Genomic DNA, 13003 nt, shown 5'->3' with positions numbered 1-13003 from the left:
CGTATTTGGCAATAGGCTGTTTTCGGCCGTTCACGCGGTGCGCGGCAGGCGTCCGCACGCTACATCTGCACGAGGCGAATGCCCTCGGGAACGCCGCGCACCGGCGGAATACGGCGGCCGATCCGCAGCGTGTCCAGATTCGGAAAGGCGGACAGCCACTCCATGGAAACGCCCAGGTCGTAGGCGAGCCACAGCCGCGTCAGGCCCTCGGCCGGAGCGATGCCCTCGACGAGCTGGTCCGGCGTGAAAGGCCCGGCGATCCGCAGATGCGGCCGGCCGCCCAGCCGGCGCAGCGCATGCAGCTCCTCCAGGTCGGAGACCGGAAAGTACAGCTCGGCCGGTTCGAGGTGGGCGATGATCTCGCGGGCGTAGCGGGCGGTGTCATGGCGCCGCCAGGCCCCGGCGAGCTGCGCCCGTACCTCGTGATGCGCCCGGTCGCGCAGGCCCGTCAGATAGTCGATCGCCATGTCGTCGGAGATCGAGGTGGCGGTGATCGCGAGGAGATAGGCCTCGTGGTCGGAGACCTCGGTGGGGTCGGGCAGCATTTCCAGCACGATCGGCCCGATCCAGCCCAGGGCACGGGCCGCGGACGGGGTGCTGGGCCGCACCATGGAGCGGGTGAAGCGCTGCACCCGTGCCCGGACCGCCGGGTCCAGTTCCGTGGCGTGCTCCAGGCAGGCCGCCGCGAGGAGCTTGCGGTGCCGGGCCTCGCCGGCGCGTACACCGGGATGCGGGGCGAGCAGCCCGTCCAGGAGCGCCGCGCACTCATCGGGGCGGGCCAGCGCCACGGCCATCCGGATGACGTCCTCCCAGTCGTCGTGGTGCGCATGGTCGAGGAGCAGCGCGAAATCGTGCCGCTGCACGGCCGCGCGGGCGGCGAGATAGTCCTGGAAGGTGCGGTGGACGAAGTCGACGGTGCCGGGGGTGGGCTCGCGCAGCAGCCCGGTGCGGTTGAGCAGATGCCGGAAGACGTCCTCGGGGCCGCCCTGGCGGGCCGCGTCCGGTATCGCGGGCAGATGCCGGCCGAGGGTGTCCACCGCGGTCGCCTGGTCCATCTCCGAACGGCCGTTGACCAGCATCCAGTGGGCGAGCTTCTGCAGCAGCTGGATCTTGGGCTGCCGGGTCAGCTCCACCCCGTCGGTGGGGACCATGGCCCGCTCCCGGTCCCGGCGCTCCAGCAGCATCGACAGCGCCGCGTCATAGAGCTCCTTCCGGCCCTGCGGCAGATAGCCCCGGCGGTCGCGGTGCAGGGCGCACAGCAGCCCGCACATCAGCGGATTGGTCGCCAGCCGCCCCAGATCGCGGGTGATCCGTACGGCATTGAGCAGGGTCCGCTCGTAATGGCCGAGCCGGTCGAGATCGGCCGGGGACCGCTGGGCCGCGGCACGGTGCCAGCGCTGGATGAACGCGGCGACGTCCTCGCGGCTCATCGGCGCCAGCGACACCTCACCGAACCCTTCCCCGGCGAGCCAGCTGCCCGGGACGGCGGACGGCCGGGAGGTGACGATCCAGACGTTGCCCGGGTAGCGCACGGTCCATTCGCCGAGCTTGCGGCGCACCTGTTCGCGCTCGCTCTCGGGGGCCTCGTCGATCCCGTCGACCAGCAAGAGCGCGCGCCCCGCATCGAGCACCCGCTCCGTCCAGCCCGCCGGCGCCGCCTCGGCGTCCCGGTGGCCGACGGCGCTCAGGAACGTGCCCGGCGAGGGGAGCCCCTCACGGGCGAAGCGGCGCACGGGCAGCAGGAACGGCACCCGGCCGCGCAGCCCCGCCAGCGCCTCGGGCAGCTCATCACGGGCGGTGGCGACGGCCAGCCACTGCAGCAGGGTCGTCTTGCCCGACCCGGCCACACCGCGGACCAGCACCTGACCGCGGCCGGACAGCGCCTGCTCCGCGGGGAGCGGCGGCTCGTCCTGCCCGGCGGGGTCCGGTGTGCCCTCGGCGTCCTGGGGAACGGGCTCGCACTGCAGCCCCAGATAGGCGGCGTCCAGCGGCCAGCTGTCGGGGGAGTGCGTCAGATCGATCCCGAAGATCGTCAGGTGGTTGTGGAGGGCGGCGGTGTCCTGGGCGTAGCGGGCTTCGAACGCGGCGTCGTGGGAGGCGAGGGCCTGGGAGGTGGTGGCCTGCGAGGCGATGGCCTGTCCGGAGGCGTGGGGCGGGGAGGCGGCGTCCTGGAAGGTGGCTTCGTCGTCGGCGGCCTCCTTGGCGGCGGGGCCGTCGGCGGTACGGGGCGGCAGCAAGACGGAGGAGGCGGCGACGCTCGGCCCGTGGACCAGCTCGGTGAGGGTCCGGGTCTGCTCGATGAGCGTCCCGGCGACACAGTCCGACCGCTGGGCGAAGAGGTACAGCAGGTGCAGGGCGGCGACGTCCAGCAGCAGCCCGTGCAGCCGGACTCCGTCGTGCGTCAGCTCCCGGGTGGCACCGGGCACCGTCTCGCACAGGCGCCGGGCGAACTCGGCCGGGAGGAGCCGGGCGGCGTCGAGATCGTCCATCTCGATCTCGGCGAGGGCGTGCAGGGTGCGGGCCAGGGCGGCGGCGACGGCCTCGCTCTCGGCATCCGTCCGGCCGGCCGACGCCTGCTCGACGAGGGCCGCGGCGAGGCCGTGCAGCTCACTGTCGCTGAGGGTCGGTTTCTCGCCGGTGAAGGAGAGCAGCCGGGAGATCCGCACCGGCCGGTCGACCGGCTCGGCGACCGGCCCGTCGGGGGCCAGGAGTCTGCGGATCAGCGGAGCGACGGCATGGGGTGTGAGGCGGGCGATGATGTTCGTGGGATCCATGGGTTCCCCGTAACTGCGGTGCTGAATATGGGGGGTTGGGTGCCTGCGCTGCTCGTAAGCCTATGTGCGGGGGCGGGGGTAGCGGGTGAGTTTGATGTGTGGAGGGAGGGTGTGGCCGGGTTCCGGGCGGAGGTAGGAGAGAAAGACCTCCTGGAGTTCCGGCAGGGCCGCCACGGGGGAGAGGTCGATGGAGCCGTCGATGAAGCCGTAGAGCTGGAGATTCCGGACACCGGGGAAAGCCGGGAGGGCCGACCTCAGCAGGCGGCTCATATCGGAGATCGGAAGGCGCTTCGTGTTGAGGACGCCGAGCCTTGTCACCTGTGGAAGCCGAAGACCGGCCGGCAGCTGCAGGGTGACCCCTTCTTCCGCCACACCGAACGAGAAATCCTCCAGCTCGCTCAGTGACGCCAGTGCACTCCATTGGTCCGCGCCGAAGTCATGTGTGAGGAACCGGAGTTGGATGATTCGCATTTGGGGCCAGCATGTGATGTCGGTGAATTCGGCGCCGACGGGCCGGCTGAGGGCCAAGTGGCTCAGCGGGGCATCTGCGGGGAGCGTCGCCAAGCCTTCCGGCGGAAGCGTCGAGTGGAGCTGCAGGGTGCGGGCGTGACGCAGGCGATGAAGTCCGCGCGGAATCGGGACGTTCTTGTCGAGCGGCCCGGTGATGCTCAATGTGCGGAGCTGAAGATCCGCGAGCGGGGTGACGCTCTCGACCGCCGGGCAGTCCCAGAGTGACAGCCGCTTCAGTGAGGGGAACTCACGGAGGAATGCGAGATCGGCGATCTCCGGGTTCTCTCTGATGTCCAGGCTTTCGATCAGGCCGAGTGGCAAGGCGCCGAGGAGTTCGGCAGCCAGGAAGGGGCCGCTCACCGAGACGCGTGGCCGACCGAGTGCCCGGAGTGCGTGCAGTTCGGCGTGGGACGTCGCGGTGACGGTCACTTCGGCGTCGAGGTGCTGGAGGATCTCCCGGGCATACGTGGCGGTATCGAATTGCGGCCATGACGAGGCGAGTTGCGTACGAGCGCCGATCGCCGGGTGATCCCGGAAGCGCTTCATGACTTCCAGCGCCGCATCCGACCCGATGAGCGCGGCGGTCGCCACCACCTCCTGCGCTTCGTCGTCCGCCAATCCTTCCGGCCCGGGCAGCAACTCCAGCACCAGCGGTCCCACCCCGGCGAGCAACTGCGACTCCTCATGGTTGCGCGGCGGCAGAATCGCCCCCGCGCGCTCAGTCACCTCGTCCCGCACCCGCGGATCGATCTCCGTCGCATGCTCCAGACAGGCCATGGCCAGAAGGTGGACGCGCAAATGGGCCCGGCGGTCTTCGATCCCGTCCCCCCGCTCCATCAACCCCCGCAGAATCTCCACCCGCTCCCGCGGCCGCGCATGCGCCACCGCCATCCGGATCACGTCCTCCCACTGGGAGTCCTCCGCATGCGCCACCAGCAGTCCGAAGTCGCCGTCCTCCACGGCCGCCTTGGCGCCGAGGTAGTCCTGGAAGGTCCGGTGGACGAAGTCGACGGCGCCGGGGGCCGGTTCCCGCAGCAGTCCGCTGCGCAGCAGCAGATGGCGGAAAATGGCCGTTGCGTCGCCCTGCTCCGCCGCGGCGGGCACGGCGGGCAGCGCCTCGCCGAGGATGCGTTCGGCGCGCTCCCGGTCGAGTTCGCTGCGCCCGTTGCGGATCAGCCAGTAGGCGAGCCGCTGGAGGAGCTGGATCTGGGGCTCGTCGCTCAGCTCGATGCCCGTGGGGGCGGCCATATCGCGTTCGCGGTCGCGGCGGGAGAGGAGCATGCCGAGGGCCGCGTCGTACAGCTCCTTGCGGCCGGTGGGCAGATAGCCGCGGCGGTCCCGGTGCAGTGCGCAGATCAGGCCGCACATGAGGGGGTTGGTGGCGAGCCGGGCGAGGTCCTGTTTGGTGTGCACGGCGGCCAGGAGGGACTGCTCGTAGGCGTCGAGGCGTTCGGGGTCCTCGGCGTCGCAGCGGGCCGCGTCGTGCCAGCGGCGGATGAAGGCGGCGACCTCGGCGCGGCTCATGGCGGACAGCGTCAGCTCGCCGAAGCCGTCGGCGGTGAGCCAGTCGTCGCGTACGGCGGAGGGGCGGGAGGTGACCAGCCACAGGTTGTCCGGGAAGGCGTCGGTCAGATCGCGCAGCCAGCGGCGGGTCAGCTCGCGCTCGCGGTCGGGGATCTCGTCCAGGCCGTCGATCAGCAGCAGCGCCCGCCCGGAGGTCAGCACGCGGTCGGCCCAGCCCTCGGGCTGCGAGCCGGACACCGGGCAGCCGACGGACGCCAGGAAGCGGTCAGGGGTGGGCAGCGGCGCACCGTCGCGGGCGAGGGTGCGCAGCGGGAGGACGAAGGGGATCCGGCCGTAGAGGTGGGGGAGGGCCGTCTCGCCGGGGGCCTTGGTGCAGGAGACGGCCAGCCACTGGACGAGGGTGCTCTTGCCGGAGCCGGCGACACCGCGCAGCAGGACGCGGTCGCGGCCGGCCAGGGCCTGGTCGGCGGGGACGGGGACCGGGGCCGGCGGCGCGCCTCCGGGACCGCCCACCCCGTCGAAGGGGCCGACAGCGGTCACCTCGCGGGCGGCCGGGGCCGTCGCCTCCAGGCTCATGTACGCCGCGTCCAGCGGCCACCGGTCCGGGGAGTGGGCCAGATCGATGCCGTAGATGGTCAGCCGGCCGTGCTTACGGGCGATGTACGCGAGGTAGCCGCGCTCGAAGGCGGCGTCCGCGGCCCGCGGGGACGGATGCCGCTCCAGGAACTCGTCGATGAGCGTGATCAGGCTGTCCAGGCTCCTGCTCTGCTGGACCAGGGTGCGGGCGACGAAGGCCGACCGCTGGGTGAAGAAGTGCACGATGTGCAGGCAGGCGGTGCCGAGCAGGGTGGCGTGCAGCAGCTCGGCGTCCCGGGAGAGGCCGTGGACGGCGTGCGGGCGCGCGGCCTCCAGGCGTGCGGCGAGGGCGGTGGCGCCCAGGCGGACGGCCTGGACGTCGTCCATGTCGAGGTCGCCCAGGCCGTGCAGCGTGGTGGCCAGGGCCTCGGCCACCGCCCGCTCCTCGTCCGCGGCCAGGGGGCGCTCGCCGGGCCCGGCGGTCCGTACGGCCCGGTCCACCAGCTCCGCCGCGAGTTTGCGCAGGTCCTTGTCGGACAGGGTCCGCCGCTCGCCCTTGAAGCTGACCAGCCCGGAGATCCGTACGGGCTTCGCCACCAGACCGGCGCCCGGCCCCTCCTTGACGAAGAGCTTCCTGACGAGCGGTGCGACCACGCCGGAGGCGAGTCGGACACCTACTGCTGACGGGTCCATCGTGCGGTCCGCCCTCCCCCTGGCCGGTGCTGCCGTCGGGCCAGGCTAGGGCGGCCGTCGGGGTGTGGGGCGGGGATCGGCCAGGTGCGCGCGGGACGCGGGACGCGGAACGGTGTGGCGGCGGTCACGGATATCCAGCCCCCATTCCCTTTCAATTCGGACATTTGGTGGACCCGGGTAACCCCGGTCACAAAGGCTGAGTAACCCGGGTCACAAAGGCCGAGTAACCCGGGTCACAAAGGCCGGGTAATCGGGGTCACAAAGGCTGGGTAAGCCACGTCACAAAGGCGTGAGTTGTCTGCGTCACAAGCGCCCAGGGCCCCGGATCGGGCGTCCGAAAGGGGCGCGAAAAGGGGTTGGATCTTGGTTATCGGTGACATGGCACACAGGCGATTTGGGCCCTACTAAAGAAATTAGGGGAAGCGGGACCCGCGGCGGTGGGGGTTTTCGGGGGCGAGGGCGGGGCTGAGGGCGGGTGAGCGGCGCGGGGGCTGCGGGGCCCGTGCGGCATATGGAGAAAAGGCCTGTTCAAGGGGTGCATAGCGGGCCGGGGCGGCGATGCGAGATGTCCGTATTTGGGGGTTTCGCGCAGAGGTTCGGCGGGCACGCAAGGGCCTCGATCACCCGACTTCTCGTACGGGCCGGGTTAGTAGAAAGGCCCCTTGGCGGGGCGGCGAAGGCGGGTTACCAAGGAATGGCGATCCCGGTCCGCAGCCGGGAAACCAATCAATTCACTGGAGGAAAAACCCGCATGTCGAAGTTCACCGCTCTCCGCAATTCCAACAAGCTCGCGCTGCGCAATCGCGTCGCCGTTGTCGCCGCCGGTGTCGGCGTTACCGCCGCCCTGGGTGCCGGTATTGCCACCGCCGCCGACGCGGGTCTGCAGAACCTCACCTCGGGTGTCGGTTCGACCGTGTCCGCACAGGCCGACGCGCAGGCCAAGTCCGCCGCCGACGCCAAGGCCGCTGCGGCCAAGGCGAAGAAGGACGCGGCCAAGAAGGCCAACGCCTGGGTGACGCCGGTCGACAAGTACACCCTGGGCTCGACCTTCGGTCTGGCCGGCAACATGTGGTCGCACAGCCACAGTGGCCAGGACTTCGTCGTGCCGAGCGGCACCGTGGTCAAGGCCGCGCACTCCGGCACCGTCGTCAAGGCCGGCCCCAACGGTGGCGGCGACGGCCCGGCGTACGGCAACGCCATCGTGATCCAGCACGGCAACGGCACGTACACCCAGTACGCGCACCTGTCACAGATCAACGTGAGCGTCGGCCAGCAGGTCGGCACCGGTGAGCAGGTCGGCCTGTCCGGCAGCACCGGTAACTCCTCCGGCCCCCACCTGCACTTCGAGGTCCGCACCGGCCCCAACTACGGGTCGGGCATCGAGCCGACCGGATTCCTGCGGGCTCACGGCGACACCGTCTGAGCTGAGTCCGGCCGGGCTGGCCGGCGGTGCGGCGGGTTTGCCGCCGTGACCAGTTCCGTGGCGACCTCGAGGATGGCCTTGCGCTTCTCCTCGGGGTCGCCCTCCAGGTTCTGCATCGAGAACATGCCCGCGTGCATGGAGAACAGTGCGGTGATGCAGCGCACCTGATCCGTCAGCTCCGCATCGGGCTCCTTGAGCAGGCCGAAGAGGGTCAGCATGCGCGACTTGAAGCTCTCGCCGATGCTCAGATCGCGCACCGCGGCCTGGTTCTCCTGCATGAAGCGGAAGAGGGGCTCGGCCGAGCGCAGCGACTCGCTGTAGCGGCGGATCAGCTCCTTTTTGGTCTCCAGGGTCCGCGGCTGCCCCTCGGCCCAGACGATCAGCTCGTCGATCGGCCTGCCCAGGTCCTGGAACAGGCTGATGACGATGTCTTCCTTGGTCTTGAAGTGGTAGTACAGCGCCGCCTTGGTGACTTCGAGCTTCTCGGCGATCTCCCGTAGGGAGGTCTTGTCATAGCCCTGTTCGGAGAACAGCTCCAGAGCGACGTCCTGGATGCGCTGGCGGGTGTTTCCCCTGCGCGCCTGTGTGCTCATGGTGCTCTCCCGCGTCGTCGGTACTGGTCAGAGGGCTGCCCTGTGGGGCGCCAGAGAAACTTACTTGACGCCCGGCTAGTTGGCCGCCTACCTTCCTCACTGTACTGAACTAGCCGGGCGGCAAGTAAGTGGGAGTGAGTGATGGGGAAGTCGCAGCATGCGACCCCGACGGGGGACGGACAGACCTCGGTGAAGAAGGGGAGACCCGACGTGGCACCGGGCGGCGGCCAGGAGAAGCAGCCGGCCAGCGTACGGATGGTGCTCTTCGCGCTGATGATCGCGATGCTGCTCGCGATGCTGGACAACATGATCGTCGGCACCGCGATGCCGACCATCGTCGGTGAACTGGGCGGACTGGAACATCTGTCCTGGGTCGTCACCGCGTACACACTCGCGACCGCCGCCTCGACACCGATCTGGGGCAAGCTCGGCGACATGTACGGACGCAAGGGCGTCTTCCTGACGTCCATTGTGATCTTCCTGATCGGCTCCGCGCTGTCCGGCATGGCGCAGGACATGGGGCAGCTGATCGGCTTCCGCGCCGTCCAGGGCCTGGGCGCGGGCGGACTGATGGTCGGCGTCATGGCGATCATCGGCGATCTGATTCCGCCGCGGGAGCGCGGCAAGTACCAGGGCATGATGGCCGGCGTCATGGCCGTCGCGATGATCGGCGGACCGCTGGTCGGCGGCACCATCACCGACCACCTGGGCTGGCGCTGGAGCTTCTACATCAACCTGCCGCTCGGCGCGATCGCGCTGATCATGGTCACCGCGGTGCTGCATCTGCCGAAGAAGCGGTCGCAGACCCGGATCGACTACATCGGCGCCACGCTGCTCACCGTCGGCATCACCGCGCTGGTGCTGATCACCACCTGGGGCGGCACCGAGTACGACTGGCTGTCCAGCCAGATCATCGGCCTCGGCGTTCTCGGCGTGGTCGCGCTCGCCCTCTTCGTGGTCGTGGAGCGCAAGGTCGGCGAGCCGGTGCTGCCGCTGCACATCTTCCGCAACGGCAACTTCTCGCTCGTCACGGTCATCGGCTTCCTGGTCGGCTTTGTGATGTTCGGGTCGATGACCTTCCTGCCGCTGTTCCAGCAGACCGTGCAGGGCGCCTCGGCCACCAACTCCGGTCTGCTGCTGCTCCCGATGCTGCTGGCCATGATGGTGGTGTCGCTGTTCGCGGGCCGGGTCACCACCCGAACCGGCAAGTACAAGATCTTCGTCGTGGTCGGCGGCGGGCTGATCACGCTGGGCCTGACGCTGCTGTCCCTGATGGACACCGACACCACACGCTTCACCTCGGGCGCCTACATGGCGGTGCTCGGCGCCGGTATGGGCTTCCTGATGCAGACCACGATGCTGATCGCACAGAACAGCGTCGAGATGAAGGACATGGGCGTCGGCTCGTCCTCGGCCACCCTCTTCCGTACGATCGGCGGCTCCTTCGGCGTCGCGATCCTCGGTGCGATCTTCACCCACCAGGTGCAGGCCACCATGGTCGAACGGATCGGCAAGGCCGGCGAGAAGATGACCAGCGGCGGGGCCCAGATGGACCCGAAGGGGCTGGCCCAGCTCCCGCCGATGATCAAGGACGCGTACATGCACGCGGTCGCCACCGGCACCCACCACGTCTTCCTGTGGGGCGCGGTGATCAGCATCGCCGGCTTCGCCGCGGCCTGGTTCCTCAAGGAGGTCCCGCTCCGCGGCGGCCCGGCCACACCGGCCGAGACCCCGCAGGCGGACCGAATAGCGGTGGCAGAGACCGTCTGAGCCACATCGGACCGGTGGGGGTGCACGTGAGCAATCACGTGCACCCCCACCGGCCTTTCCCCACCCACCCACGGGAGGGGACGGGCCGGAGGGGCAGGGTGTCCGGACGTAAAGCGAAGCAGTCCGGACACCCTGCCCCGGAGGCCCGTCACCGCACCCGACAGCCCCGCGCAGCGGCCCGGCCCGCCGCAGGCGCAACGGCGGGGGACCCGCAAGCATCACCCGCGCGCACGCCCCGCGCAGCGGACCCGCAACGGCGAGAAGCCACCACGGCGGGAAAGCCGAAAACGCGGGCCCAAGGCAAAGCGCAGCGGACCGGCGGGAAAGCCAACAACGTGGGAAGCCCCACCAAGCGCAGCGGCTACCGATCCGGCAGATGAATAACCGGAAAGCTACCCGTATTCGTAGGCGCGTTCTCCGGAAGCCAGAGAACGGACACCGCGCCGGTCGAACCATCGGTGAGCTCATCGGCGTTACGGAACGTCAGGCGGGCGCCCAGCACACGGGCCTGCCCGGCCGCGATCGTCAGCCCCAGACCGTGACCCCGGCCCGCCCGGTCGCTGCTGCCCGTACGGAAACGGCTCGGGCCCTCCCGCAGCAGCGCCTCGGGGAAACCCGAACCGTGGTCGCGCACCCGCAGCACCCGGCCCTCGACGGTGACCTCGATCGGCGGCCTGCCGTGCCGGGCGGCATTGGCGATGAGATTGCCGAGGATCCGCTCCAGCCGGCGCGGATCGGTGGTGACCTCGGCGTCCCGTACGACCTCGACGGCGATGTCCGGGCCGAGCGCGCGCACCCGGCGGGTGACGAACTCCCCCAGCACCACGTCCTGCAGCTCGGCGCGCTCCGCATGGCCGTCGAGCCGGGCCACCTCCAGTACGTCCTCGACGAGGGTGCGCAGCGCCTGCGCCCGGTCCCGCACCAGCTCGGAGGGGCGGCCGGGCGGCAGCAGTTCGGCTGCGGTCAGCAGACCGGTGACCGGGGTGCGCAGCTCATGCGCGATATCGGCGGTGACCCGCCGCTCGGCCTCGATACGTTCCTGGAGGGCGTCCGACATGGCGTCCACGGCCCACGCCAGATCGTCGGTCTCATCACGCACCCGGCCGGTGCCGACCTCGTCGCGGATACGGACCGAGGTGTCGCCGTCGGCGAGCTTGCCGGCCGCCGCGGCCGCCTTCCGCAGCCGCTGGGAGAGCCGCCCGCCGACCAGCACGCCCAGCGCACAGCCGCCGACCACCACCGCCGTCGAGCCGATGACCAGCGCCTGGTCCAGGTCGTCCAGGACGGCGAAACGGTCCGGGAAACGGTCGTGCATGGACAGCACCCGGCCGTTGCTGAGCGGTGAGGCCGCCCACACCTCGGGGGCGGTCTGCCCGGTGTCCTGGAGGTAGGTGGCGCGCTTGTTCTTGGCGACCTCGTCACGCAGCGGCGGCGGCAGCGCCGGATCGTCGATCTTCGCGCCGAACTGCAGCCGGTTGGTGGACTCGAAGATCCTCTGCGTGAAATTGAGCCGCTCGATCTGCACATCCCGGCTGTTGTCGAGCATGGAGTGCCGGGCGGCGTTGTGCACGACAAGGCTCAGCGCGATCGCGACCAGTGCTCCGACGAGCGCGATCGCGGCGCTGAGCTTCCATCTCAGCCCCGTCCGCAGGGCCAGCCTGACCACCGGAGGTGTCAGCCTCTCAGTTTGTATCCGAAGCCGCGGACCGTCTCGATCCGGTCCTGACCGATCTTGCCGCGCAGCCGCTGGACATGGACGTCCACCACCCGGGTGTCACCACCCCAGCCGTAGTCCCAGACCCGCTCCAGCAGCCGGTCGCGCGAGAGGACCGTACCCGGTGCGTTGGAGAACTCCAGCAGCAGCCGCATCTCGGTGGGCGTCAGCGCGACATTCTGGCCGCCCTTGCGCACCTCCATGCCCTCGGTGTCGACCTCCAGATCACCGAAGCGCAGCACCGCCTCGGCCGGATCGTCCGCATCGGCCGCGGCGGCGCCGGCCCGGTCCGGGCCGCTGGCGTGACCGAAGCGGCGCAGCACGGCGCGGATACGGGCGACCAGCACCGCACCGTCGAACGGCTTGGTGACATAGTCGTCGGCGCCGGCCTCCAGGCCGAGCACCACATCGATGGAGTCGGCACGCGCCGACAGCATGATGACGGGAACCGTCGACTCGTCACGGATCCGCCGGCACAGGCTGACCCCGTCGAGTCCCGGCACCATCACATCGAGCAGCGCGATGTCGGGACGGTTGGCGCGGAACGCCTCCAGGCCCGCGAGCCCGTCAGGCATCGCGGTGACCACGAAACCGTCCCGCTCCAGCGCCAGCTGCGTCGCCTCGCGAATGACATCGTCGTCCTCGACGAAGAGCACATGGGTCTCGGCCATGCGGTTGTCTCAACCCTCCGATCCCGTGCCGTCGTCCGGCGTGGCGCCGTCGACGGTGGTCTTGCTGTAGTCGGTGTGATAGCCGTCGTGCTCGACGAAGCGGCTGCCCTCCCAGCGGTAGGGCATCACATCCTCACCGGAGGGGCAGCACACCTTGTCGCCGGTGTCGTAGGTCTGCTTGGAGACCTCCAGCTCGCCCTTGTTGACCGCGGCGGAGACCGACGGCTGCTCGTTCGTGTACACGTTGTCATACCCGCCCTTCGCACCGCTGCGTTTGCGATAGACGTACGAGCCGATCCCGACGGAATCCGCGCAGGTCATGACGTTGACGATGACATCGGGGGACTTGCTGCCGGTCAGCGACGCATAGGTCACCTCGACCGGGTACTCGTCGGCGGCGCAGGGCTTGTAGAGGGACTTCTTCACCATCGGGCCGACCTTCGGGTCGTCCTTCAGCAGCTGGACCGCGTCGACCTTCTTGTAGTCCGCGGTCGAGGCCGGGCTGGGGGAGCTGCTCACCGGGCCCTTGGGTGCGGGGGTGCTGCTGGCGGAGCCCTCGCTGCGCACGCCCTCGCCCCCCGGATTGCATCCGGCCAGCAAAAGGCCGACGGCGGCCACTCCTGCCGTGGCCGCGCCGCCTCTGGTCAACCCGATCCTGGTCAACCTGTTCCTGGACAATCCGCTCCCGCTCACCGTGCTTCTCGCACAGCCGCTGATCCCGCTGCTGTTCCTGAACTGATTGTCGCGTGTCGAGC

Annotated in this window: 8 protein-coding genes; 2 read left to right on the top strand and 6 right to left on the bottom strand. The window is 70.0% G+C overall.

All coding sequences use genetic code 11. The features are described from left to right. Window positions 1-59 precede the first annotated feature (59 nt). Together STRNI_RS18745 and STRNI_RS18740 are read right to left on the bottom strand one after the other, a co-directional pair. Window positions 60-2774 carry an NACHT domain-containing protein gene (locus STRNI_RS18745; RefSeq protein ID WP_277411637.1) on the bottom strand — a complete coding sequence of 905 codons (2715 nt, stop codon included), beginning with the start codon at window positions 2772-2774 and terminating at the stop codon, window positions 60-62. Window positions 2775-2834: 60 nt separating this feature from the next. Then, the gene (locus tag STRNI_RS18740; protein ID WP_277411636.1) at window positions 2835-6077 is read right to left on the bottom strand and encodes an NACHT domain-containing protein; all 3243 of its coding nucleotides are present in this window, start codon (window positions 6075-6077) and stop codon (window positions 2835-2837) included. A gap of 751 nt (window positions 6078-6828) precedes the next feature. On the opposite strand from STRNI_RS18740, the gene STRNI_RS18735 reads away from it, so the two are divergent. Further along, complete coding sequence (locus tag STRNI_RS18735) at window positions 6829-7500, top strand: M23 family metallopeptidase (RefSeq protein WP_277411635.1); 672 nt, start codon at window positions 6829-6831, stop codon at window positions 7498-7500. Here STRNI_RS18735 and STRNI_RS18730 read toward each other — a convergent pair. Further along, a complete protein-coding gene (locus STRNI_RS18730) occupies window positions 7482-8093 on the bottom strand; it encodes a TetR/AcrR family transcriptional regulator (RefSeq protein WP_159486909.1) in 612 nt (203 codons plus the stop codon). The genes STRNI_RS18735 and STRNI_RS18730 overlap by 19 nt on opposite strands. Before the next feature lie 141 nt (window positions 8094-8234). Here STRNI_RS18730 and STRNI_RS18725 point away from each other — a divergent pair, with 141 nt between their 5' ends. After that, on the top strand, window positions 8235-9863 hold the full coding sequence (locus STRNI_RS18725) for an MDR family MFS transporter (protein ID WP_381843910.1): 1629 nt from the start codon (window positions 8235-8237) through the stop codon (window positions 9861-9863). Between the two features lie 361 nt (window positions 9864-10224). On the opposite strand, the gene cseC is transcribed toward STRNI_RS18725, so the two are convergent. From cseC to STRNI_RS18710, 3 genes are read right to left on the bottom strand one after another with little or no spacing between them, the layout of a single operon-like run. After that, on the bottom strand, window positions 10225-11529 hold the full coding sequence (cseC, locus tag STRNI_RS18720; RefSeq protein ID WP_018092992.1) for a two-component system sensor histidine kinase CseC: 1305 nt from the start codon (window positions 11527-11529) through the stop codon (window positions 10225-10227). 8 nt (window positions 11530-11537) lie between these two features. Next, entirely contained in the window at window positions 11538-12248 is a 711-nt protein-coding gene (gene cseB / locus STRNI_RS18715; RefSeq protein WP_018092993.1) for a two-component system response regulator CseB, read from the bottom strand. 9 nt (window positions 12249-12257) lie between these two features. Continuing rightward, complete coding sequence (locus tag STRNI_RS18710; protein WP_018092994.1) at window positions 12258-12866, bottom strand: hypothetical protein; 609 nt, start codon at window positions 12864-12866, stop codon at window positions 12258-12260. Window positions 12867-13003: the final 137 nt, after the last annotated feature.

It is taken from the genome of Streptomyces nigrescens (assembly GCF_027626975.1).
Taxonomy (GTDB): domain Bacteria; phylum Actinomycetota; class Actinomycetes; order Streptomycetales; family Streptomycetaceae; genus Streptomyces; species Streptomyces nigrescens.
The sequence above is the reverse complement of the archived record's forward strand: the minus strand, read 5'-3'. Positions and strand labels throughout refer to the sequence as shown.